Source organism: Streptomyces montanus (assembly GCF_005786655.1).
Lineage (GTDB): Bacteria > Actinomycetota > Actinomycetes > Streptomycetales > Streptomycetaceae > Streptomyces > Streptomyces sporangiiformans.
Genome location: NZ_VBZC01000055.1, coordinates 42,186 through 63,534, shown reverse-complemented (window position 1 = coordinate 63,534; position 21,349 = coordinate 42,186). Strand labels below are relative to the sequence as shown.

21 protein-coding genes and 1 tRNA gene are annotated in these 21,349 nt (G+C 69.8%); 13 read left to right on the top strand and 9 right to left on the bottom strand.

Annotated features, from left to right (window positions below):
* The 3 genes from FE633_RS36150 to FE633_RS36140 form a co-directional block, all read right to left on the bottom strand.
* Nucleotides 1–381, bottom strand: a 381-nt coding sequence (locus FE633_RS36150) for a triphosphoribosyl-dephospho-CoA synthase (protein ID WP_212747323.1), incomplete at its 3' end; no start/stop codon positions are given.
* 12 nt (nt 382–393) lie between these two features.
* Nucleotides 394–1,353, bottom strand: a complete 960-nt coding sequence (locus FE633_RS36145) for an intradiol ring-cleavage dioxygenase (RefSeq protein ID WP_138049398.1) — start codon at nt 1,351–1,353, stop codon at nt 394–396.
* Between the two features lie 131 nt (nt 1,354–1,484).
* Nucleotides 1,485–1,955: an ATP-binding protein gene (locus tag FE633_RS36140; RefSeq protein WP_138049397.1), complete on the bottom strand. Its 471-nt coding sequence runs from the start codon at nt 1,953–1,955 to the stop codon at nt 1,485–1,487.
* Nucleotides 1,956–2,179: 224 nt separating this feature from the next.
* On the opposite strand from FE633_RS36140, the gene FE633_RS36135 reads away from it, so the two are divergent.
* The 9 genes from FE633_RS36135 (at nt 2,180) to FE633_RS36095 (ending at nt 12,037) form a co-directional block, all read left to right on the top strand.
* A complete protein-coding gene (locus FE633_RS36135) occupies nt 2,180–3,004 on the top strand; it encodes a hypothetical protein (RefSeq protein ID WP_138049396.1) in 825 nt (274 codons plus the stop codon).
* A 115-nt stretch (nt 3,005–3,119) separates the two neighbouring features.
* Complete coding sequence (locus FE633_RS36130) at nt 3,120–3,872, top strand: YcnI family copper-binding membrane protein (RefSeq protein WP_138049395.1); 753 nt, start codon at nt 3,120–3,122, stop codon at nt 3,870–3,872.
* A 95-nt stretch (nt 3,873–3,967) separates the two neighbouring features.
* Entirely contained in the window at nt 3,968–4,621 is a 654-nt protein-coding gene (locus FE633_RS36125; RefSeq protein ID WP_138049394.1) for an SCO family protein, read from the top strand.
* Entirely contained in the window at nt 4,618–5,166 is a 549-nt protein-coding gene (locus tag FE633_RS36120) for a copper chaperone PCu(A)C (protein WP_342791243.1), read from the top strand. The genes FE633_RS36125 and FE633_RS36120 overlap by 4 nt, the downstream gene beginning before the upstream one ends.
* 13 nt (nt 5,167–5,179) lie before the next feature.
* Nucleotides 5,180–7,120: a copper resistance CopC/CopD family protein gene (locus tag FE633_RS36115; RefSeq protein WP_138049393.1), complete on the top strand. Its 1,941-nt coding sequence runs from the start codon at nt 5,180–5,182 to the stop codon at nt 7,118–7,120.
* A gap of 8 nt (nt 7,121–7,128) precedes the next feature.
* Nucleotides 7,129–8,397, top strand: coding sequence for an iron uptake transporter deferrochelatase/peroxidase subunit (gene efeB / locus FE633_RS36110; protein WP_138049392.1), 1,269 nt, complete (start codon nt 7,129–7,131; stop codon nt 8,395–8,397).
* A gap of 69 nt (nt 8,398–8,466) precedes the next feature.
* Nucleotides 8,467–9,399, top strand: a complete 933-nt coding sequence (gene pheA, locus FE633_RS36105; protein WP_138049391.1) for a prephenate dehydratase — start codon at nt 8,467–8,469, stop codon at nt 9,397–9,399.
* A 542-nt stretch (nt 9,400–9,941) separates the two neighbouring features.
* Nucleotides 9,942–11,219 carry a serine--tRNA ligase gene (gene serS / locus FE633_RS36100; protein ID WP_138049390.1) on the top strand — a complete coding sequence of 426 codons (1,278 nt, stop codon included), beginning with the start codon at nt 9,942–9,944 and terminating at the stop codon, nt 11,217–11,219.
* Complete coding sequence (locus tag FE633_RS36095) at nt 11,216–12,037, top strand: HAD family hydrolase (RefSeq protein WP_119105657.1); 822 nt, start codon at nt 11,216–11,218, stop codon at nt 12,035–12,037. Before serS ends, FE633_RS36095 begins: the two co-directional genes overlap by 4 nt.
* A 220-nt stretch (nt 12,038–12,257) precedes the next feature.
* On the opposite strand, the gene FE633_RS36090 is transcribed toward FE633_RS36095, so the two are convergent.
* From FE633_RS36090 to FE633_RS36065, 6 genes are all read right to left on the bottom strand, one after another.
* A tRNA-Ser gene (locus FE633_RS36090) sits at nt 12,258–12,345 on the bottom strand.
* Nucleotides 12,346–12,604: 259 nt separating this feature from the next.
* Nucleotides 12,605–12,841, bottom strand: a complete 237-nt coding sequence (locus FE633_RS36085; protein ID WP_138049389.1) for an SGM_3592 family protein — start codon at nt 12,839–12,841, stop codon at nt 12,605–12,607.
* Nucleotides 12,842–12,917: 76 nt separating this feature from the next.
* Nucleotides 12,918–13,637, bottom strand: coding sequence for an ABC transporter permease (locus FE633_RS36080; RefSeq protein ID WP_138049388.1), 720 nt, complete (start codon nt 13,635–13,637; stop codon nt 12,918–12,920).
* Nucleotides 13,638–13,647: 10 nt separating this feature from the next.
* On the bottom strand, nt 13,648–14,559 hold the full coding sequence (locus tag FE633_RS36075; RefSeq protein ID WP_138049387.1) for an ABC transporter ATP-binding protein: 912 nt from the start codon (nt 14,557–14,559) through the stop codon (nt 13,648–13,650).
* Complete coding sequence (locus FE633_RS36070) at nt 14,556–15,461, bottom strand: ABC transporter permease (RefSeq protein WP_138049386.1); 906 nt, start codon at nt 15,459–15,461, stop codon at nt 14,556–14,558. The genes FE633_RS36075 and FE633_RS36070 overlap by 4 nt, the downstream gene beginning before the upstream one ends.
* A complete protein-coding gene (locus FE633_RS36065; RefSeq protein WP_138049402.1) occupies nt 15,451–16,425 on the bottom strand; it encodes an ABC transporter ATP-binding protein in 975 nt (324 codons plus the stop codon). Before FE633_RS36065 ends, FE633_RS36070 begins: the two co-directional genes overlap by 11 nt.
* A gap of 248 nt (nt 16,426–16,673) precedes the next feature.
* On the opposite strand from FE633_RS36065, the gene FE633_RS36060 reads away from it, so the two are divergent.
* The 4 genes from FE633_RS36060 to FE633_RS36045 all read left to right on the top strand — a co-directional run bounded on the left by FE633_RS36060 (nt 16,674) and on the right by FE633_RS36045 (nt 21,312).
* Nucleotides 16,674–18,437 carry an SDR family oxidoreductase gene (locus tag FE633_RS36060; RefSeq protein ID WP_138049385.1) on the top strand — a complete coding sequence of 588 codons (1,764 nt, stop codon included), beginning with the start codon at nt 16,674–16,676 and terminating at the stop codon, nt 18,435–18,437.
* Nucleotides 18,438–18,700: 263 nt separating this feature from the next.
* Nucleotides 18,701–19,249: an RNA 2'-phosphotransferase gene (locus tag FE633_RS36055; protein ID WP_138049384.1), complete on the top strand. Its 549-nt coding sequence runs from the start codon at nt 18,701–18,703 to the stop codon at nt 19,247–19,249.
* A 104-nt stretch (nt 19,250–19,353) separates the two neighbouring features.
* Nucleotides 19,354–20,256: an LLM class flavin-dependent oxidoreductase gene (locus FE633_RS36050; RefSeq protein ID WP_138049383.1), complete on the top strand. Its 903-nt coding sequence runs from the start codon at nt 19,354–19,356 to the stop codon at nt 20,254–20,256.
* 168 nt (nt 20,257–20,424) lie between these two features.
* Nucleotides 20,425–21,312 carry a Cof-type HAD-IIB family hydrolase gene (locus FE633_RS36045; protein WP_171060262.1) on the top strand — a complete coding sequence of 296 codons (888 nt, stop codon included), beginning with the start codon at nt 20,425–20,427 and terminating at the stop codon, nt 21,310–21,312.
* Nucleotides 21,313–21,349 lie beyond the last annotated feature (37 nt).

Genomic DNA, 21,349 nt, shown 5'->3' with positions numbered 1-21,349 from the left:
CTTGGCGGTCGCGGCGAGGTCGCGCCCCGCGGCCCGCGGCTCCAGGGCCGCCGCGGCGACCAGCAGGCCGAGCACCCACAGCGCCCCGCGGTGGCCGCCGCCCGCGAGGCCCACCGAGTGCTCGGTGGACCGTCCGATCGAGCCCAGTTCGGCACGGAGTTCGCTCGTGGGTTCACCGGTACGGCGGGCGGCGGCCGCCATCGCCGCGAGGCCTGGCGCGAGCGCCTTGGCCGACCAACGCAGCGCGCAGTGGTCCTGCCCGGTGACACGAGCGCCTAGATCGCGCGGGTCGGGCAGTCCGGGCTTCGGGGCCAGAGCCAGTTGCCCGGTCAGCGCGGTCACGGCGGCCTGCGCCAGCGTCTCGTTTTCGCGGTTGCTCATCGACGTAAACCTTTACGAGGAGGAGTCGGTGGACGAGGCGGTCGAGGACGCCGGCGCGCTCGAGGCGTCGCTGGGCACGCCGCTGGGCGCGTCGCCCGGAGGCGTGCCTCCGCCACCCCCGCCGCCCGCGCCGGTGTTCTCGGCGTCCGGGTCGATGCCGAGCGTGATGTACCCCTTGTAGCCCTTGGAGGGGTCCTTCTTGTGCACGGGCTTCAGAGTGAGCAGCCCGCTGGACCCGCCACCGCCGTCGTACACCATGTCGTCGTCGAGCTTGGTGTAGCTGCCGGTGTGCTTGGAGTACGGCTCCAGGGACTGGACCTCGGCCGCGATGTCGTCGTCGAAGAACAGCTGGCCGGTGAAGTTGACCTTGCCGCCCTCGTAGGTGCCGTCCTCCTTCTCGCCGCCCGTGTGCACCTTGACGTGGATGTGCGTGGTGCGCGGGGTGTACCAGCCGGGGAAGATCGTCTCGAACTTGACGACCCCGTTGGCGTTCGCGACCTGGTAGCCGCGCAAGTACGTCTTGTCGTTGGCGGTCGAGCCGTCCTCGCTCTCGGCGGGCGCGGAGCCACCGGGATTGGCGGTCGTGTAGCCGGAGTAGTAACCCCAGGCGTCGCAGTGCCAGATCTCCACGGCCGCGCCCGCGACCGGGGCGCAGGACTCCGTGGTGTCCTGCACGGTGATGCGCAGCGTCAGCGGGACGCCGCTCTTGCCCTCGGTGATGTCCTTCCGCACGAGGGCGCCGTCCAGGTAGTACGGCCCCTCCGTGACGCTGGACATGAGGACACACGTTCCGCTGCCGGCGCTGGAAGCAGTCCCTGTCGCGCTCGCGGCGGCCGTCTCCGCGGTGGCGGCCTCGTCGGCAAACGCCGCCTGGTATCCGGCTATCGCGATTCCGCCCGCGGCGGCCGCGCCTCCGGTGACCGCGATCGCGCGGCGCCGGGTGATCGTCTTGGCTCTGTGTGTTCCCGTCATGCGGGGAAACCTAGGAACCGCAGCCGTCAAGAGCATGTAGGGCAGCTGTGAGGAGCCTGAGAGGTGAGAAGTGCCGGACAACTCACCCAGGGCGGGCCGTTTGCATCACCACGGGACCGTCGCCCAAGGCACTAGACCGCCACCAGAGGCGAGTCCTTCTTCCACTTGAGTATTTTGTCGAAGCTGACCACCGCCCCGCCGCTGCCCGGTTTGTTGCCGATGTGAACGTGGTCGGCGAGCTCCTGGATCAGGCCCAGCCCTCGGCCGTGCTCGGCTTCGGTGTGGGCGGGCCGGAATCGAACACGAGGGGTGTGCCTCACCGAGGGGCCGGACGGGAAACCCGGACCGGAATCGGCCACTTCGATTCGGCACCTCTCGCCGTCGAGGTAGGCCGTGACCTGGTAGGCCCCGGCGGACTCCCCGTGATCGGAGCCGCCTCCGTGCTCGACGGCATTGGCACAGGCCTCACTCAACGCGACGGAGAGATCATAGGAAATATCTGGATCCACCCCCGCGGTCTCCATCGTGCCGAGCAGCAGGCGCCGGGCGAGCGGGACGCTCGCGGCTTCGCGCCGGAGATGGAGAGACCACCAGATGCTCATGCTCCAGCCTCCTGGCCGCGGCTCGACATACCGTTACGTATTGCCCCAAGGGGCCGGATGTAAGCACGGCGTTGACGTGATGCCGCCCATACGGCGGATGTGCCGACGGCGGCGATCGGTGTATGTGCGGGCGAGTCGCCCCAGAACATGATCTTCCGGGCGGTACGGAACCTTGCGGACCTGCCGTATGGAGCGGATGGGCCCAGTGCGATGATGAGCCCGCAATGAGTGCCCCCCACAGTGCCCGCACCGGAGGTGGACTCCGGGTTACGAGGGCCGCGATGTTCGCCGCGGTCTGCGTCGTGCTGGCCGCGGCCGGGCATGCGGTCGCCTCGTGCGACGGCATTCCGCTGTGGTCGCTGGGGGCCGGATTCCTCGCCGTCCTCGCCGTCGCGGCACCCCTCGCCGGGCGGGAGCGTTCGCTGCCGGGCATCGCCGGGCTGCTCGCCGTCGGCCAGAGCGTGCTGCACACGCTCTTCGGGATCGGCCAGCACGGCACGACGCTGGAATCCGGGAGCGTGGACACCTCCCTCGTGGCACGGGCCGCGCGGCTGGTGTGCGGTGCGTCCGCCGCGACGATCACCCCGGCACAGGCCCAGCGGATCCTCGCCGACGCGCGGATCGACCCGGGCACGACGGGCACGGCGGGCACGGCCATGGGGCACTCGGCCCACTCCGCGGACGCCATGGCGTCCGCGGCGGGATCCTCGACGTCGCTGCTGCCGTCCCTGCCCATGCTGCTCGGCCACGTTCTCGCGGCCGTCGTCGCCGGGTGGCTGCTGCGGAACGGCGACATCGCGCTGCGGCGCCTCATGTGGCTGTCGGCGCACGGGGTCGACGGGGTCGTCGAAGGGACCGTACGCACCCCGGGCCGGGCTCTCGCCCTCGTCCGGGCCCTGTTGGCGGGGCTCCCGGGCACGCCCGAGGCGGCGCCACGCGCGCCGCGCGCCATGCGGCTCGCGTCACCGGTCCCTCGTACGACCGTTCTGCACCACTCGGTGACCAGACGAGGTCCGCCTGCCGGCGCCGCCCTCGTTCTCGCCGCCTGACGCGACGCACCGCTCCAAGGGGTGCCGTCGTGCGGCACGCGCGCGTGCCCGTCTTTTCGCGCGCGCAACCCCGTTCTTTCACCGAACCAGTGCTGAAAGTGGAGTGTCCACTGCCATGAAGGCTTCCCGTATCGCCGCCGCCGGTGTCACCGCCGCGTCGGCCGTCCTCGTCCTGTCCGCCGCCCCCGCCTTCGCGCACGTCAGCGTGACGCCGGAGGGCACTGCCGCCAAGGGCGGGTACGCGACGGTCAACTTCAAGGTGCCGAACGAGCGCGACGACGCTTCGACCACCAAGCTCGAAGTGAACTTCCCGACGGACCACCCGCTCGCCTCGGTCATGCCGGAAGCCGTCGACGGCTGGAAGGTCAAGGTCACCAAGTCCAAGCTCGACAAGCCCCTCGAACTCCACGGCGAGAAGATCAGCGAGGCCGTCACCAAGGTCACCTGGACCGCCGACGGCAAGGGCATCGAGCCCGGCTACTTCCAGAAGTTCCCGCTCTCCGTCGGCGCGCTGCCCGAGGACACCGACGAGCTGGTGTTCAAGGCGATCCAGACGTACTCCAACAAGGAGGTCGTGCGCTGGATCGAACCCCAGAAGGAGGGCGAGGAGGAGCCCGAGACGCCGGCGCCGGTGCTCGCACTGTCCGCCGCCGAAGACGACCACCACGGGGCCGCCGGCACCGACGCCGATGAGGCCGCCGACTCCGACGACGCCAAGGCCGCCGCCAAGGAGTCGACCGACGAGGCCGCCGCCTCCTCCGACGCCAGTGACACGACGGCCCGCGTTCTGGGCGTCGTCGGCATCGTCGTCGGCGTGGCAGGTGTGGCCTTCGGCGTTCTGGCCGGCCGTCGGCGTACCAACGCCTGAGGCCGCCCAAGCTCACCCCTGGCGCGCACCGAGGGGCGTACAGCGCCGTACGCCCCCGGTGCGGGCCGGTTCTCTCACAACCGGGACATTTTCCTATGCGCAAGCACTCCTTCGCCGCGGCCACACTGATCGCCGCGGCCGCACTGACCCTCTCCGCCTGCGGCAGCAGCGACGACGCCGGCGCGCCCGTCGCCGAGGTGTCCGCCGAGACCGGCTCCGACAAGGCCGCGACGGTGCTCGACAAACCGTTCGAAAAGCCGGACCTCGTCCTCACCGACACACACGGCAAGAAGTACGACCTCCGCAAGGAGACCAAGGGCAAGCCGACGCTGATCTACTTCGGTTACACCCACTGCCCCGACATCTGCCCACTGACGATGAACAACCTCGCCGTCGCCAAGAAGCAGCTGCCCAAGGCCGAGCAGGACAAGCTCCGCATCGTGTTCGTCACCACCGACCCGGAGCGGGACACGCCCGCCGCGCTCGGCAAGTGGCTCAAGGGCATCGACCCCGACGTCGCCGGCCTGACCGGCTCCTTCTCCACGATTCAGGCCGGTGCCCGGACCCTCGGCATCTCCATCGACCCGCCGAAGAAGGACAAGGACGGCAAGGTCACGTCGATGCACGGCACCCAGGTCATCGCGTTCTCGCCGAAGACCGACGGGGGCTATGTGCTGTACGGGGAGGACGCGACCGTCGGCGACTACACCAAGGACCTGCCCAAGCTGATCAAGGGGCAGAAGCCGTGAGGCGCCCGATCGCGTCGGCCGTCGTCATGGCGGCCGGTCTGGCCCTCTCCGGCTGCGGCGGATCGGCCGACGGCACGAACGCGGACGTCGACCTGTCGGTCCGCTCCGCCTACATCCCCCAGCCGGTCACCGACGCCATGGCGGCCGGCTATCTGGTGGTGGTGAACAAGAGCGACTCCTCCGACGACCTCGTCTCCGCCACCAGCGACATCGCCGAGGACGTCACCATCCACCAGACGTCCGGACAGACGATGAAGCGGGCCGGTCACCTCGAGATCCCGGCCAACGGGCAACTCGTATTCGAAAGCGGCGGCACCCATCTGATGTTCGAGAAGCTGAAGCGCAAGCTGAAGGAAGGCGAGACGGTGTCCGTGGAGCTGCGCTTCACGAAGAGCGACCCGATCAAGGTCGAGATGCCCGTGAAGTCCGCCACCTACCAGCCGACGTCCTCGATGTCCTCGAGTTCTTCGACGTCGTCGAGTTCTTCGATGTCCTCGGCGTCCTCGGCGTCAGCCGCGCTTTCGTCGTCCGTGTCACACCACTGAGGGAGGGACCCCCGTGAGGCAAGCCGTCGCTCCCCGCACCCGGACCCTGTTGTTGCTGCTCCTCGCCGTCACCGGTGCGCTCCTCGCCGGGGCCGTGCCGGTCTCCGCGCACGCCGCGCTGATCGGGAGCGACCCGCAGCAGGGAGCCGTGGTCGACGAGGCGCCCAGCCAGGTGTCGCTCACCTTCTCCGAGCAGGTCGCGATGTCCGACGGCGCGGTGCGCGTACTCGACCCGAAGGGCAAGCAGGTCGACACCGGCAAGACCAGCGATCTGGGCAGCAACAGGTACGCCGTGAAGCTGCACGCGGGCCTGCCCGACGGCACCTTCACCGTCACCTACCAGGTGGTGTCGGCGGACAGCCATCCCGTCTCGGGCGCGTTCACCTTCTCCGTGGGTGCCCCCTCGAAGACCTCCGTCGCGACGTCCGACCAGACGGCGGGCGGCGGAGTCGTGGGCGGACTCTATGGCTTCGCGCGCTATGTCTCGTACACGGGATTCATTCTCTTCATCGGTGGCGCGGCCTTCGTCCTCGCCTGCTGGCAGCGCGGCGCCGGGGTACGACCGGTGCAGCGGCTGGTCGTCTCCGGATGGCTCGCGCTCACCGGGGCCACACTCGCCATGCTGCTGCTGCGTGGCTCCTACACCGGCTCCGGGAAGGTCGGGGACATCTTCGACCTGAACCTGCTCAGCCAGGCGCTGCAGACCAAGACGGGCGCGGCGCTGGTCGCGCGGCTGCTGCTGCTCGCCGCGGGTGCGCTGTTCATCGCCGTTCTCTTCGGGGCGTTCGAGAAGCGGGAGGACGAGAAGGAGAAACAGGACCTGACCTTCGGGCTCGCGATCGGCGGGGTCGTCGTGGCGGCGGGCCTGGCCGCGACCTGGGCAATGGCCGAGCACGCCTCGACCGGCATCCAGGCGGGGCTCGCGATGCCCGTCGACGTCCTGCATCTGCTGGCCGTCGCCGCCTGGCTGGGTGGGCTGTCGGTGCTGCTCCTGGCGCTCTACCGAGCGCCCTCGATCGAGTCGTTCGCCATACGCCGCTTCTCGCGCGTCGCGTTCGGCAGTGTGGCCGTGCTCGCCGCGACCGGGCTCTACCAGTCGTGGCGCCAGGTCGGCTCCTGGTCGGCGCTCACCGGCACGTCGTACGGGCAACTGCTGCTGGTCAAGATCGGACTGGTGGCCGTCCTCGTCGGCATCGCGTGGATCTCCCGGCGCTGGACCGCCCAGCTGGCGCAGGCGCCGGCTCGGGAGGACGCGGAGGACGCGGAAGCCGTGCACGACACGGAGGACGCGGCGGACACGGCGGACGCGGCGGACGCGGAGTCGGAGGAGCGTGCGGCCGAGAAGGAGCCGGTCGCCGCCCAGGTCGGCGGAGTCGGAGACAGCAAGCGTGCGGCCCAGCTGGCCCGGCAGCGGGCCGCCGTGGCCACCGCACGCCAGAAGCGCGTCCGCGACGCCGACCCGCACCGCTACGGCCTGCGCCGCTCGGTGCTCGCCGAAGCAGGCGTCGCCGTGGTCCTGCTCGCCGTGACCACCGTGCTGACGTCCACCGAACCGGGGCGCACGGTGGAGGAGGCCAAGGCCGCCACCGCAGCAGCCACCTCGCCGCAGACCGGAGCGGTGTCCCTGGAGATGCCCTTCGACACGGGCGGACAGGACGGCAAGGGCGTCGCGCGGCTCGAAATCGACCCGGCACGCGTCGGCGGCAACGACATGCACGTCTATGCGGAGCGTCCCAACGGCAGGGCCTTCGACATTCCCGAGGTCAAGGTCGCCTTCACGCTCAAGTCGAAGGACATCGGGCCGCTGCCCGTGGTCCCCGACCGGATCGCCACCGGACACTGGACGGCGAGCGGGGTGCAGATCCCCATGGCGGGCAACTGGAACATCGCGGTCACGGTGCGGACCTCCGACATCGACCAGGTGACCGTGGACAAGAACGCGCAGATCGGCTGAACCTCACCATGCCTGAACAGTCCACTTCGGATACCGCTCCCCAGGAGCCCTCCCCTCAGGGCTCCATTTCGCGGCGGCGGCTGCTCGGTACCGCCGGTGCCACCGGGCTCGCGCTCGGCGCGGCGGGCGGCGCCGCCGGGTATGCCGCCGCACCCTCCGCGGACCAGGCCACGCCCCTCGCCTCGCTCGGCACGGACGAGGTGATGTTTCACGGGAAACATCAGCCGGGCATCACCACCGCCCTCCAGGCACGCGGCCATCTCGTCGCGTTCGACCTGGCGGCGGGTTCGGGCCGCAAGGAGGCGGCAGCGCTGCTACGCCGCTGGTCGGCCACGGCCCAGCGGCTGATGGCAGGCGAGAGGACGGGCAGCGAGGACACGGATGTCGCCCGCGACGCCGGCCCGTCGTCCCTGACCGTCACCTTCGGCTTCGGGCACAGCTTCTTCGCCCGTACGGGACTGGAGAAGCAGCGCCCGGTCGCCCTCGACCCGCTGCCCGACTTCTCCTCGGACCACCTCGACAAGTCGCGCAGCAACGGCGACCTGTGGGTGCGGATCGGTGCGAACGACTCCCTCGTCGCCTTCCACGCCCTGCGCGCGATACAGAAGGACGCCGGCTCTGCGGCCCGGGTCCGCTGGCAGATGAACGGCTTCAACCGCTCGCCCGGCGCCACCGCACTGCCGATGACGGCCCGCAACCTGATGGGTCAAATCGACGGCACGCGCAATCCGAAGCCGTCCGAGGCCGACTTCGACCAGCGGATCTTCGTGCCCGGCTCGGGCGACCCGGCATGGATGGCGGGAGGCTCGTACGCCGTCGTACGCCGCATCCGCATGCTCCTCGACGACTGGGAGAAGCTCTCGCTCAAGGCCCAGGAGGACGTCATCGGGCGGCGGAAGTCGAACGGGGCACCGCTGACCGGCGGCACCGAGACCACCGAGCCGGCTCTGGAGAAGACGGACGCGTCCGGCAAGCTCGTCATCCCCATCAACGCGCACGCGCGCATCACCCGGCCCGACCAGAACGGCGGTGCCGCGATGCTGCGCCGACCGTTCTCCTTCCACGACGGCTTCGACGCGGACGGGGTACCGGACGCGGGCCTGCTCTTCGTCTGCTGGCAGGCCGACCCGCTGCGCGGCTTCGTGCCGGTGCAGCGCAAGCTCGACCGGGGGGACGCGCTGTCCACGTTCATCCGGCACGAGGCGAGCGGGCTGTTCGCCGTGCCGGGCGGCGCGGCCAAGGGGGAGTACGTGGGGCAGCGGTTGCTGGAGGGATGAGGGCGTCCCCTGGGGCGGCCGGAGCGAGAATCGTGAACCGGGCCGCTCAGGGCCCATTAGGGTGAGGCCATGCCAGCCAGCTACGCGTATCTCGGCCCCGAGGGCACCTTCACCGAAGTCGCTCTGCGGACACTTCCGGAGACCGCCACCCGGGAGCTCATCCCGATGGTGTCCGTGCCCGCCGCGCTCGACGCGGTCCGAGGCGGCGAGGTCGAGGCCGCGTTCGTACCGATCGAGAACTCCGTCGAGGGCGGCATCACCACGACCCTCGACGAGCTGGTCGCCGGCGAACCGTTGATGATCTACCGCGAGGTGCTGCTCTCGATCACCTTCGCGCTGCTGGTCCGGCCCGGCACGAAGCTGTCGGAGATCAAGACGGTGACCGCGCACCCGGCCGCCCAGCCGCAGGTGCGCAACTGGATGAAGAACCACCTCCCGGACGTGATCTGGGAGTCGGCGGCCTCGAACGCGGACGGGGCACGCCTGGTGCAGGAGGGCCGCTACGACGCCGCGTTCGCGGGCGAGTTCGCGGCGGAGCGGTACGGGCTGGAACCGCTGGAGACGGAGATCCACGACGCGGAGAACGCGCAGACCCGCTTCGTCCTCGTGGGCAAGCCCGCCCGGCCCGCGGCACCGACCGGCGCGGACAAGACGTCCGTGGTCGTCTGGCAACGTGATGACCACCCGGGTGCCCTGCTCGAACTCCTCCAGGAGTTCGCCGTACGCGGGGTCAACCTGATGCTGCTGCAGTCCCGGCCGACCGGTGAGGGCATCGGTAACTACTGCTTCGCCATCGACGCCGAGGGCCATATCGCGGACCGCCGGGTGGGCGAGGCGCTGATGGGGCTCAAGCGGCGCTGTCCCCAGGTGCGGTTCCTCGGGTCCTATCCGCGGGCCGAGGTCGACCCCCAGAGCGTCCGCACTCCGGAGGCCGGCACGTCCGACGGGGAGTTCGCGGCGGCGTCCGACTGGCTGGCCCGCCGCCAGGACGGCCGGTTCTGAGACGCCAGGACGGCCGGCCCTGAAGCCGGTCCTACCAGCGGATTTCTTTCATCCACAGAAGTTATCCACAGGTGGCCATCTCGACCTGGGGACAAGTCGACAACTAAGCACGACATGGTCGACAAATCGCCCTACCGGACCTAACTCAGCCCACCCCATGACGCATCACCCTCCGTCCACCCTTTTCCATTGATCAACTCGTTGGGGCGACCCATTTCCACTCGAAAGTGGGTGTAGGGAGAGTTCGGTTCGGGAATCCTGCGCCCTTCATGCGGCTTTCGGAACGATCACCTCCGGCATCCACAGATCTTTCGCACAGCCTGTGGATAACTTTTGGGGGGTGTGGATTCCTGTGGACAACCCACCCTCCAAATCCCGTTCCCCACAAGGGAATCGAGTCAACTCGCCGAGCCCGTCCGCCCCATTCCGGGGAGCATCGTTCCATTCATTGACAGAACCGGCACATCTCCCAAAGCGCTACAGAGGCGGTAGATCGGAATACCGGGTCGTGGACCGGAACCCCGCACCGGTAGCCTTGAGGGGTGATTGACCTTCGCCTGCTCCGTGAGGACCCCGACCGTGTGCGTGCGTCGCAGCGCGCCCGTGGAGAGGACGTCGAGCTCGTCGACGCCCTGCTCTCCGCCGATGAGCGGCGCAGGTCCTCCGGCGTCCGCTTCGACGAGCTGCGCGCCGAGCAGAAGGCGCTCGGCAAGCTCATCCCCAAGGCTTCCGGCGACGAGAAGGCCGAGCTCCTGAAGAAGGCGGGCCAGCTCGCCGCCGACGTCAAGACGGCCGACGCCGCGCAGGACGAGGCCGCGGCCGAGACCCAGGAGCTGCTGCTCCGGCTCGGCAATCTCGTGCACCCCGACGTCCCGGTCGGCGGCGAAGAGGACTTCGTCACGCTGGAGACGCACGGCACGATCCGCGACTTCGCGGCCGAGGGCTTCGAGCCGAAGGACCACCTGGAACTCGGCACCACGCTCGGTGCGATCGACGTCGAGCGCGGTGCGAAGGTCTCCGGCTCCCGCTTCTACTTCCTCACCGGCGTCGGCGCGCTCCTGGAACTCGCGCTGGTGAACGCGGCGATGGCTCAGGCCACGGCCGCCGGCTTCACGCCGATGCTGACCCCGTCGCTGGTCCGTCCGCAGGCCATGGCCGGCACGGGCTTCCTCGGCCAGGCCGCGCAGGACGTGTACCGCCTGGACAATGACGACCTGTACCTGGTCGGCACCTCCGAGGTGGCGCTCGCCGCGTACCACATGGACGAGATCATCGACGGCGACCGTCTGCCCCTGCGGTATGCGGGCTTCTCGCCCTGCTACCGCCGCGAGGCCGGTTCGCACGGCAAGGACACGCGGGGCATCTTCCGCGTGCACCAGTTCGACAAGGTCGAGATGTTCTCGTACGTCGACCCCGCCGACTCGCAGGCGGAGCACCAGCGCCTGCTGGAGTGGGAGAAGCAGTGGCTGACCTCGCTCGGGCTGCCGTTCCGCGTGATCGACGTGGCGACGGCCGACCTCGGCTCCTCGGCGGCCCGCAAGTTCGACTGCGAGGCCTGGATCCCGACCCAGGGCAAGTACCGCGAGCTGACGTCGACCTCGGACTGCACCGAGTTCCAGGCGCGCCGTCTGGCGATCCGCATGCGTGACGGAAAGCAGGTCAAGCCGCTCGCGACGCTGAACGGCACGCTGTGCGCCGTACCGCGCACGATCGTGGCGATCCTGGAGAACCACCAGCAGGCCGACGGCTCCGTACGCGTGCCGGAGGTGCTGCGTCCGTATCTCGGAGGCCGGGAGATTCTGGAGCCGGTCGCCAAGTGAGCCAAGTGAGTTCCTCCGCTCCCACCTTCCCGTACACGCTCGTCGCGACCGATCTCGACGGAACGTTGCTGCGCTCCGACGACACGGTCTCGGAGCGCACTCGTGAGGCGCTCGCCGCGGTGACCGCGGCGGGCGCCGCGCACATCGTCGTCACCGGGCGGGCGGTGCCCTGGACCCGGCACATACTCGATGAACTCGGCTATGACGGGATCGCGGTGTGCGCTCAGGGCGCGCAGGTGTACGACGCCGGGGCGCACCGGCTGCTCACATCGCTGACCCTCGACCGGCAGCTGGCCGGCCTGGCGGTCGCCAAGATCGAGGCCGAGGTCGGCCCGCTGGCCCTTGCCGCGAGCCGTGACGGCTTGGACGGCGACGTCCTGGTCGGCCCCCGCTACCAGGTCCAGGGGCTGCTGCAGGCCGTCCCGTTCACCGACCTCGCGGAACTGTGGGCCGAGCCCCTGACCAAGATGTACATCCAGCACCCCAGGCTCTCCGACGACGAACTGGCGGAGGCGGCCCGCCAGGCCGCGGGCGGCCTGGTGAACATCATCATGGCGGGCGAGGGCATCGTCGAGATCCTCCCCCTAGGCCTCTCGAAGGCCACCGGCCTGTCCCTGGCGGCCCGCCGCCTGGGCGTCAAGGCGGCCGACACCATCGCCTTCGGCGACATGCCCAACGACATCCCCATGTTCGCCTGGTCCGCCCACGGCGTGGCGATGGCCAACGCCCATGAGGAACTCAAGGCGGTCGCCGACGAGATGACCCTGTCCAACGAGGAGGACGGGATCGCGGTGGTGCTGGAGCGGTTGCTGGGCTGAGCGCGCGCCGCGAACACGCGCCGCATGCCACCCCGTAGGTGCCGCGAGCACCGCATGCGTCCCGCGACGGCGCGCGGCCGGCCCGCCCCTGAACTTCCCCCGCCCGTCCGCCCTATCAAGGGCGCGCGGGTGGGAAAAGACCTCCGCTCAAGGGCGCGCGGGTGGGAAAAACCTCCACCAAGCGGCAACCAGAAACCCGCTGAGTCAAAGCGACAGCGTCTGGCGGAGGATGCGCGATTCGAACGCGCGCGGGGTGGCCCCCGACCACGGCTTAGCAAGCCGGTGCCTTACCGCTCGGCCAATCCTCCGGGAAGACGGCCCGCGCGAGATGCGCGCTCGAAGCGGCCGTCCCGGGCAGGTCCCTGTGTGGGGCGGACTCGACGGAGAGGTAGCTACTCCGGAGCCCGCTGCGGGCTGCCCTGTCGGGAACTCGACGAACTGCTACTGATGGGCATCGTCGCGCTCCTCTCCCAGCATGTGGCGCCGGCGGACCCGGCGACTCGGACAACACCACTCTGCCCGTACGCCGAGTCGGGCGCCACCGAATAAACGGGGCGCCCGGGACGGCTACCGGCGGCGCCACCTGCGACGGCGCGCCTTGCTGAAGAACCATCCCGCGGGAGGCTCGTCGGACCGCCAGGGCTGCGGTTCGGGGCCTTCATCGCGCCAGCGGGCGGCCAGCATGCGGGCACGCGCCGACGGTTCGGCCGTCTCGGCGGACCGTATGAAGTCCTCGTCCAGGACGAGGTCGTCCCAGATGTCCTCGGACTCCCCGTGACCGTCGCGCGGTGTCTGCCCTGCCATCCCCGTTCCTCCTCGCTGCGCGCATCCCCTTGAGCAAGTGTGCCGTTACGCGTGTGAAGCCGGCATCAAGGAGCCCTCACTCCTCCCCGGCCAGTGTCAGCGTGCGCAGCTTCTGTCCCGCGAACCACGTGGCGGCCACGGTCACCGCGACCAGCAGCACCGTCGCTGTGGTCAGCCCGACGTCGGAGGTGACGAGGTCCCCGCCCGTGACCTTGTGGGCCACGGCGAGCGACCACTGCTGGACACTGAGCGTGCGCGCGCCGGACACGAGCGACCCGAAGAGGGCCTCCCAGACGAGGGCGTAGACGAGCCCGAAGACCACCGCGTGCCGCGTGACGGTACCGAGCAGCAGGAAGAGGGCGGCGTACGCGATGGAGGCGACGAGCGCGGCCACGGTGTACGCGACGGCGATCTGCTGCCCGTTGCCGTTGAGGATCATCCCGGCGAGGAACGTCGGGATCGCCGAGAACGCCATGGTCACCGCGATGGCGACGATCAGCTTGGTGAAGATGATCGTGGGGCGCTTGATCGGCTTGGCGAGGAGGTACACCACCGAGCCGTCGTCGATCTCGGGCCCGATCGCGCCCGTCCCGGCGATGACGCCGATGATGGGCACCATGGTGGCGAGCGCGAACCCGCCGAGGACGTCGGAGGCCACCTGGTCGTCGGCGCCGGCGAAGACGCGTACCGCGATCGAGATCACGATCAGCAGGACGGGCAGCGCGCCCAGGATGAGAGCCCGGCGGCGGCCGAGCAGGCCACGGTAGGTGAGCCGGGCGACTGTGGGGTCGTACATCTTCGGCCTCCTACGCCGCGACGAGATACGAGAAGACGGATTCGAGGGACTCGTCGGACGGCGAGACCGTGAGCAGCCGGATGCCGTTGTCCCGGGCCACCCGCGGCAGCAGCGTCGTGAACCGCCCGAAGTCGACCGCCTGGATGCGCAACGCGCCCTCCTGGAGGTCCACTTCGATGCCGGAGGTCGACGGATCGGCGATGAGCGCGGCCGCGAGCGCGCGGTCGTCGCTGGAGCGCACGAGGTAGCGGTGCGGGCGGTCGGTCATCAGGCGGCGGATGCGCCGGAAGTCGCCGCTGGCGGCGTGCCGTCCGGCGACGATCACCTCGATGTGCGAGGCGAGTTGCTCGACCTCTTCGAGGATGTGGGACGAGAACAGCACCGTGCGGCCCTCGTCGCCCATGCGCCGGAGCAGGTTCATGAGCTGCATGCGCTGACGCGGGTCCATGCCGTTGAAGGGCTCGTCGAGCAGCAGCAGGGACGGGTCGTGGACGAGTGCGGAGGCCATCTTCACGCGCTGCCGCATGCCTTTGGAGTAGGTCTGGATCTTCCGGTCCTGCGCGTACTCCATCTCGACCGTGGCGAGGGCCTTCTGGGCGGCCTTCTTGCCGAGACCGTGCAGTTCGGCGTTGGCGACGACGAATTCAAGGCCGGTGAGGAAGTCGTACATCGCCTCCCGCTCGGGGACGATGCCGATCTGCCGGTAGATCTGTTCGTTGCGCCAGACCGGCTGTCCGTCGAGCGTGACGGAGCCTGTGGAGGGGGCCAGGAAGCCGCCCATCATGTTGATGAGGGTGGACTTTCCGGCGCCGTTCGGGCCGAGCAGGCCGGTGACGCCGGGGCCGATCGTCATGGTGATGTCGTTGACGGCGACCACGTTGCCGAACCAGCGTGAGACATGGTCGATGTTGAGCGTGGTCACAGTCCGACCTTTCGGTAGCGGCGCATCAGGAGGCCGTAGCAGCCGGCGATGAGGCCCAGGACGACGAGGAGGTAGACGACGCCCTCACCGTTCGAGGGGCCCACTCCTCCGGGGAAGGAGGACGAGGCTCCGAGGAAGGCGGTCTGCACTCCGTCGATGAGCGTGATGGGCGAGAAGAGGCCGAGCCAGCTGATCGCACCGGTGCTGGACTGGTCGAACGCGATGGCCTGGACGGTGGACACCGCCCCGTAGGAGATGGTCAGCGTGGCGATGACGGCCGCGATGCCGAAGCCGCGGCGCGGCGTGACCGCCGAGATGACCAGGCCGATGCCGGCGAAGAGCAGGGAAAGCAGTGCCACGGAGACGAGCCCTTGTGCGAATCCCTTGGTCTGGTCCGCGAAGTCGAGTTTGGCCAGCAGCGCGCCCACATAGAGCACGAGCAGCGGTGCGGCCGTGAGGATGAACAGCGCCGAGGCCAGCGCCGCGTATTTGGCGCGGACGTAGTCGACAGTCTCAATGGGGCGCGAGAAGTACAGCGGTACGGTCTTGAAGCGCAGGTCGCGCGAGACGGACTGCGGCGCCTGCGAGGCCACGTACAGGCCGATGACCGCCTGCAGGAAGATCGCGTAACGGGTGTAGTCCGTCGGCAGGTCGTTCGCCTGGGTGGCGACCGCGACGGCCACCATGATCGCCGCGGGCACGCACATCACCACGAAGAGCAGCATCGGCAGGACCTTGGACTTGGCCGAGCGGCCCAGACCGTACGCGCCGCGCAGGGACTGCGAGTAGAGCGAGCGGCGGGCGTACGCGCGGCCCAGGCGCGCGCCGTCGTAGTTGCGGTAGCCGATGTTGTGGATCCGGGTCTGCTCGCCGGCCCGGGCCGGGGTCTGCTCAACCGCCATGGCCGACCGCCTCCTTCCGCTGGTCGTCCCGCGCTTCGTCGGTGTCGTTGAAGACCTCCGAGATGTGGTGCCTGCGCTGTTCCATGCGGACCAGGCCCAGGCCGAGATCGGCGACGACGTCGCGTACGAGGTCGTACGTCTGCTCGCCCTCCGCTGTGAGCAGCAGGATGTGGCCCGCGCCCGGCAGTCCGCTGCCGTCGTGCGTGTCGATCCCGCGCGCGTGCAGCACCTCGCGCACCGCGCGGGTGCCGTCCGGGTGTTCGTCGCTGTCGGTGACCTCGATGGCGAGGGTCGTCGTGGTCTGGGTGAAGTCCGTGGTGGAACTGGACCGCAGGAGCTTGCCGCCGTCGATGACGACGATGTGGTCGGAGGTGCGCTCCAACTCGCCCAGCAGGTGCGAGGTCACCAGGACCGAGATGCCGAAGTCGGTGTGGATGCGGCGGATCAGGCCCAGCATCTCGTCGCGGCCGACCGGGTCGAGGCCGTTGGTCGGCTCGTCGAGGAAGACCAGCTGGGGGTCGTGGACGAGGGCCTGCGCGAGCTTCACGCGCTGCTTCATGCCGGTCGAGTAGCCGCCGATCGGGCGGTAGCGCTCCTCGTACAGGCCGACGTGGCGCAGCGTGTCGGCGGTGCGCTCGCGCGCCGCCGTCGGGGGCAGGCCGGACATGCGCGCCATGTGGACGACGAACTCGGTGGCCGAGACGTCGGGCGGCAGACAGTCGTGCTCGGGCATGTAGCCGACCCGCTCGCGGATGGCGCCGCCCTTGGTGGCGACGTCGAGGCCCAGTACTTCCGCGCGGCCCTCGGTGGCGGGGGACAGACCCAGCAGGATCTTGATCAGTGTGGACTTGCCGGCTCCGTTGGCCCCGACGAGTCCCGTCACACCGGGCCCGACATCCACGGAGAGCCGGTCAAGCGCGGTCACCCTGGGGAACCGCTTGCTCAGGCTTTCGGTCGCGATCACAGTCACGCTTCGAAAGTAGTGGCGCAGGCCACAGCGGGCGTCAACCCAGGGAGCTGGATCGGTATCACTCTCCAGTCGTACGAGCCCGTAAGGGTCCCCCTGAAGTAGAACAACCGGCGGTATCCACATCGGACCGGTTGTCCACAGGCCTCACACGGCCCTATTGACGCGACCTCCGCCCCATTGTCACCTTCGTCAGTGTCAAGTTACGAACGCGTACCGCAATCAGCGTGGAACGGGACGGTGGCATGACCTCAGCTTTACTCAAGTACGCGCGCGAGCGCCGGTTACGCACGGGCGGCGTCGAGCTGTGCGTCGCCGAGCTGGGAGACGAGACGCAGCCCACGGTGCTGCTCCTGCACGGCTATCCGGACTCCAAGGAGGTGTGGTCCGAGGTCGCGAGGCGCCTCGCAGAGCGCTTCCATGTGGTGCTGTACGACGTGCGGGGGCACGGCAGGTCGACTGCCCCGCGGCCGCTGCGCGGCGGTTTCACGCTGGAGAAGCTGACGGAGGACTTCCTGGCCGTCGCGGACGCGGTCAGTCCGGACCGGCCGGTGCACCTGGTGGGGCACGACTGGGGGTCGGTGCAGGCCTGGGAGTTCGTCACGGTCAGGCGCACCGAGGGGCGGATCGCCTCCTTCACGTCGATGTCGGGGCCGTCCCTCGACCACTTCGGGCACTGGATCAAGAAGCGCATGACCCGTCCGACCCCCCGCAGGGTCGGTCAGCTCCTCGGCCAGGGCGCCAAGTCCTGGTACGTGTACCTGCTGCACGCGCCCGCCCTGCCCGAGCTGGCCTGGCGCGGCCCGCTCGGCAAGCGGTGGCCGAAGATCCTGCGGCGAGCCGAGAAGCTGCCCGCGGACGGCTACCCCACGTCGTCGCTGCCCTCGGACGCGGCACACGGCTCGTGGCTGTACCGGGACAACGTACGGGCGCGCCTGCGCAGTCCGCGCGTCGACGCGTACGCACACGCGCCCGTGCAGCTCATCACGCCCCTGGACGACGCCTTCCTGTCGGAGCGGCTCTACGACGAGCTGGAGCGGTGGGCCCCCCAGTCGGTGCGCCGTACGCTCCCGGCCAAGCATTGGATCCCCCGCACCCGGCCGGATCAACTGGCCTCCTGGATCACCGAGTTCGTGACGTCCACCGAGGGCGGACGGCCCGTCCCGGTGGCGACCGGCACCCACGCGGACCGGTTCGGCGGGCAGCTCGTGCTGGTCACCGGCGCGGGCAGCGGCATCGGGCGGGCCACGGCCCTCGCGTTCGCCGAGGCCGGCGCGCGCGTGGTGGCCGTCGACCGGGACACGGAGAGCGCGGTCCGCACCGCGGAGCGCGCCCGTCTGCTGGGCGCCCCCGAGGCGTGGGCCGAGACGGTCGACGTCGGTGACGCACAGGCCATGGAGCAGCTCGCCGAGAAGGTCGCCGCCGAGTACGGGGTGGTGGACGTGCTGGTGAACAACGCCGGGATCGGGCTCTCCGGCTCGTTCTTCGACACCACCCCGGAGGACTGGAAACAGGTCCTCGACGTCAACCTGTGGGGCGTGATCCACGGCTGCCGGCTCTTCGGGAAGCAGATGGCCGAGCGGGGGCAGGGCGGCCACATCGTCAACACCGCTTCGGCGGCGGCGTATCTGCCCTCGAAGGCACTGCCCGCCTACAGCACGTCCAAGGCGGCGGTGCTGATGCTCAGCGAGTGCCTGCGCGCGGAGCTGGCGGGCCGGGGAATCGGGGTCTCCGCTATCTGCCCGGGCTTCGTCAACACCAACATCACCTCGACGGCGCGCTTCGCGGGGGTCGACGCCGACGAGGAGAAACGCCTCCGGAAGAAGACCGCCCGGATCTACAGGCTGCGCAACTATCCTCCGGGGAAGGTCGCCGACGCCGTGCTGCGCGCCGTCGTCCACAACGAGCCCGTGGTGCCCGTGACACCCGAGGCACGCGGCGGCCGCCTCATGTCCCGCTTCACGCCGAGGGCCCTGCGCGCGATCGCACGGATGGAGCCGCCGCTGTGAGGTGCGATGCACACACACTTGCCGCACATCACGCGAATCCCATGAAGTCCCATGAAGGTCCATGAAGCTCTATAAAAAGGCTGACGAAAGCGCTCAAGCGAAAGGTGAGTTGTCCACAGACTCGTCAACTTCCCCTGTGGATAACGCACTTCGCTGTGGATCAAACCTCCGAGCCTTCATCAAATGAGTGATCAGCGTCTCGCGGATACCCTGTCGAAATGGGCGAAGATGGGGTGGATAAAGGGGAGATGAAGAAAGGTGAGATGGACGAACGACGCACCCTGAAGGTGTCGAAATACCTCTCGAAGCATCTGCGGCACCAGCCCGAGCGCATCGGACTCACGCTCGACGACGGCGGCTGGGTGGAGATCCAGACCCTGATGGCCGCGGCCGCCGCGCACGGCTTCCGGTTCACGCGGGAGGAGCTCGATCACGTGGTGGCCAACAACGACAAGCGGCGCTTCGCGATCGAGGGCAACCGGATCCGTGCCAGCCAGGGCCATTCCGTCGAGGTCGACCTCGGCCTGCCCCCGGCGACCCCGCCGGCGTACCTCTACCACGGGACGGTCGCCCGCAGCCTGGACGCGATCCGTGCCGAGGGCCTGAAACCCATGGCACGGCACGACGTGCACCTCTCACCGGACCGCGAGACCGCGACCCGCGTAGGTGCCCGCCGCGGTCGCCCCGTCGTGCTCTCCGTGGACGCCGCCGCCATGCACCGCGACGGCCACGTCTTCCGGGTCAGCGCCAACGGAGTCTGGCTCACAGCCGCCGTACCGCCGCGCTACCTGCGGTTTCCCGGTGCGCACTGACGGCTCCGCAGGGAAACGACCGGGCGGCCCGCACGCAGTGCCCTGACGGCCGGCACGGAGCACCTGGCCGGGCAGCCTTCTCGACTGCGCTTAGGCTCGGTGGCATGAGTATGCGCCTGAGCACCGTGATCCTGCCGTATGTCCGCTGGCACGAGGGAGGGCGGTCCATGTGGCAGCGCGCGGAGCAGCTGGGCTTCCACACGGCCTACACGTACGACCATCTGTCGTGGCGGACGTTCCGTGAAGGGCCGTGGTTCGGCGCGCTGCCGACGCTGACCGCGGCCGCGGGCGCCACCGACCATCTGCGCCTCGGCACGATGGTGACCTCGCCGAACTTCCGGCATCCGGTCCCTCTCGCCAAGGAGCTGATCTCGCTCGACGACAGCTCCGGCGGTCGTATCACGTTCGGCGTCGGCGCGGGCGGCACCGGCTTCGACGCCACCGTTCTGGGCCAGGAGCCCTGGACGCCTCGCGAACGGGCCGACCGCTTCGGCGAGTTCGTGGCGCTGCTCGACCGGCTGCTCTCCGAGGACTCCGTCTCGTACGACGGCCGGTTCTACTCGGCACACGAGGCCTACAACATCCCTGGCTGCATCCAGCGCCCCCGGCTGCCGTTCGCGGTGGCCGCCACCGGGCCGCGCGGAATGAACCTCGCGGCCCGGTACGGACAGGCGTGGGTGACCACGGGCGACCCGAAGCTCCTCGAGACGGGCACTCCGGAGCAGTCGGTTCAAGCCATTCGCGGACAGGTCGAGAAGCTGGCCGCCGCGTGCGACACGGTCGGCCGTGATGTCGACGAGCTCGACAAGATCCTGCTCACCGGATTCACCCCGGACCGTCTCCGCCCGCTGGAGTCCCTCGACGCGTTCGTCGACTTCGCCGGCAAGCACAGGGAGCTGGGCTTCACGGACATCGTGATCCACTGGCCCATCCCGGACTCGGACTTCGCGGCGGACCAGAAGGTCTTCGAGCACATCGCGATGGAGGCGGTCGGGCAGCTGGGCTGACGCTGCTCACCGAGGCTCCGGTAAGCACACGAAGGCGCGAGGGCCGGGGGGCAGGGAGCAGGGAGCAGGGAGCAGGGAGCAGGGAGCAGGGAGCAGGGAGCAGGCAAAGGTACAGGTGAGGGCGTACGGCATGCAGATGTGCGAGGTTCCACACGGCCGTGCTGGCATATGCGGGACAATGGCGAGGTGACCTCAGCGACCCGCCGGCCCCCGCCCCCGGCCTCCACCGTTCCGCCCCGGCTGATCGCCACGGATCTGGACGGCACCCTGCTGCGCGACGACAAGTCCGTGTCGCAGCGAACGGTCGCCGCTCTGGCCGCCGCCGAGGAGGCCGGTATCGAGGTCTTCTTCGTGACCGGCCGCCCGGCCCGCTGGATGGATGTCGTCAGCGACCACGTCCACGGCCACGGGCTGGCCATCTGCGGGAACGGCGCCGCGGTGGTCGACCTGCACGGCGGCCCCGGAAGCCACCAGTTCGTCAAGATCCGGGAGTTGGCGACCGAGACCGCCCTGGACGTCGTCACCATGCTGCGCGCCGCCGCGCCCGGCACGGCGTTCGCCGTCGAGCGGACCTACAGCTTCCACCTGGAGCCGACCTACCCGTCGCTGCACATGGAGCCGCCGGACACCATCGCGCCCGCCGAGAAACTCCTCGCCGAGGACGCGCAGGACGCGGACCAACCGGTGCTCAAGGTGCTCGCCCACCACAGCGACATCGCCCCGGACGACTTCCTGGGCCTGGCCCGCATCGCCGTCGGCGACCGGGCGGTCATCACCCGCTCCAGCCCCAGCGCGCTGCTGGAGATCAGCGGCCCCGGCGTCTCCAAGGCCAGCACGCTCGCGCTGTGCTGCGCCGAGCGCGGCATCTCGCACGAGGAGGTCGTCGCCTTCGGGGACATGCCGAACGACGTCGAGATGCTCACCTGGGCGGGCACGTCGTACGCGATGGGCAACGCGCACCCCGACGTGATCGCCGCGGCTTCCGGGCGCACGGTCGCCAACAACGAGGACGGGGTGGCCGTCGTGATCGAGCGGATGCTCGCAGAGCGCGGGTGAGCGGGACGCGGGCCCGGAGCCTGCCGAAAGCCTGGGG

What these genes read in the sequence shown, in the direction of transcription:
- FE633_RS36135 (WP_138049396.1), top strand. Translation starts at nt 2,180, where the DNA reads ATGAGTGCCCCCCACAGTGCCCGCACCGGAGGTGGACTCCGGGTTACG.
- FE633_RS36055 (WP_138049384.1), top strand. Translation starts at nt 18,701, where the DNA reads ATGGACGAACGACGCACCCTGAAGGTGTCGAAATACCTCTCGAAGCAT.
- pheA (WP_138049391.1), top strand. Translation starts at nt 8,467, where the DNA reads ATGCCAGCCAGCTACGCGTATCTCGGCCCCGAGGGCACCTTCACCGAA.
- efeB (WP_138049392.1), top strand. Translation starts at nt 7,129, where the DNA reads ATGCCTGAACAGTCCACTTCGGATACCGCTCCCCAGGAGCCCTCCCCT.
- FE633_RS36080 (WP_138049388.1), bottom strand. Translation starts at nt 13,637, where the DNA reads ATGTACGACCCCACAGTCGCCCGGCTCACCTACCGTGGCCTGCTCGGC.
- FE633_RS36085 (WP_138049389.1), bottom strand. Translation starts at nt 12,841, where the DNA reads ATGGCAGGGCAGACACCGCGCGACGGTCACGGGGAGTCCGAGGACATC.
- FE633_RS36125 (WP_138049394.1), top strand. Translation starts at nt 3,968, where the DNA reads ATGCGCAAGCACTCCTTCGCCGCGGCCACACTGATCGCCGCGGCCGCA.
- FE633_RS36145 (WP_138049398.1), bottom strand. Translation starts at nt 1,353, where the DNA reads ATGACGGGAACACACAGAGCCAAGACGATCACCCGGCGCCGCGCGATC.
- FE633_RS36130 (WP_138049395.1), top strand. Translation starts at nt 3,120, where the DNA reads ATGAAGGCTTCCCGTATCGCCGCCGCCGGTGTCACCGCCGCGTCGGCC.
- FE633_RS36050 (WP_138049383.1), top strand. Translation starts at nt 19,354, where the DNA reads ATGAGTATGCGCCTGAGCACCGTGATCCTGCCGTATGTCCGCTGGCAC.
- FE633_RS36070 (WP_138049386.1), bottom strand. Translation starts at nt 15,461, where the DNA reads ATGGCGGTTGAGCAGACCCCGGCCCGGGCCGGCGAGCAGACCCGGATC.
- FE633_RS36060 (WP_138049385.1), top strand. Translation starts at nt 16,674, where the DNA reads ATGACCTCAGCTTTACTCAAGTACGCGCGCGAGCGCCGGTTACGCACG.
- FE633_RS36140 (WP_138049397.1), bottom strand. Translation starts at nt 1,955, where the DNA reads ATGAGCATCTGGTGGTCTCTCCATCTCCGGCGCGAAGCCGCGAGCGTC.
- FE633_RS36045 (WP_171060262.1), top strand. Translation starts at nt 20,425, where the DNA reads ATGCGGGACAATGGCGAGGTGACCTCAGCGACCCGCCGGCCCCCGCCC.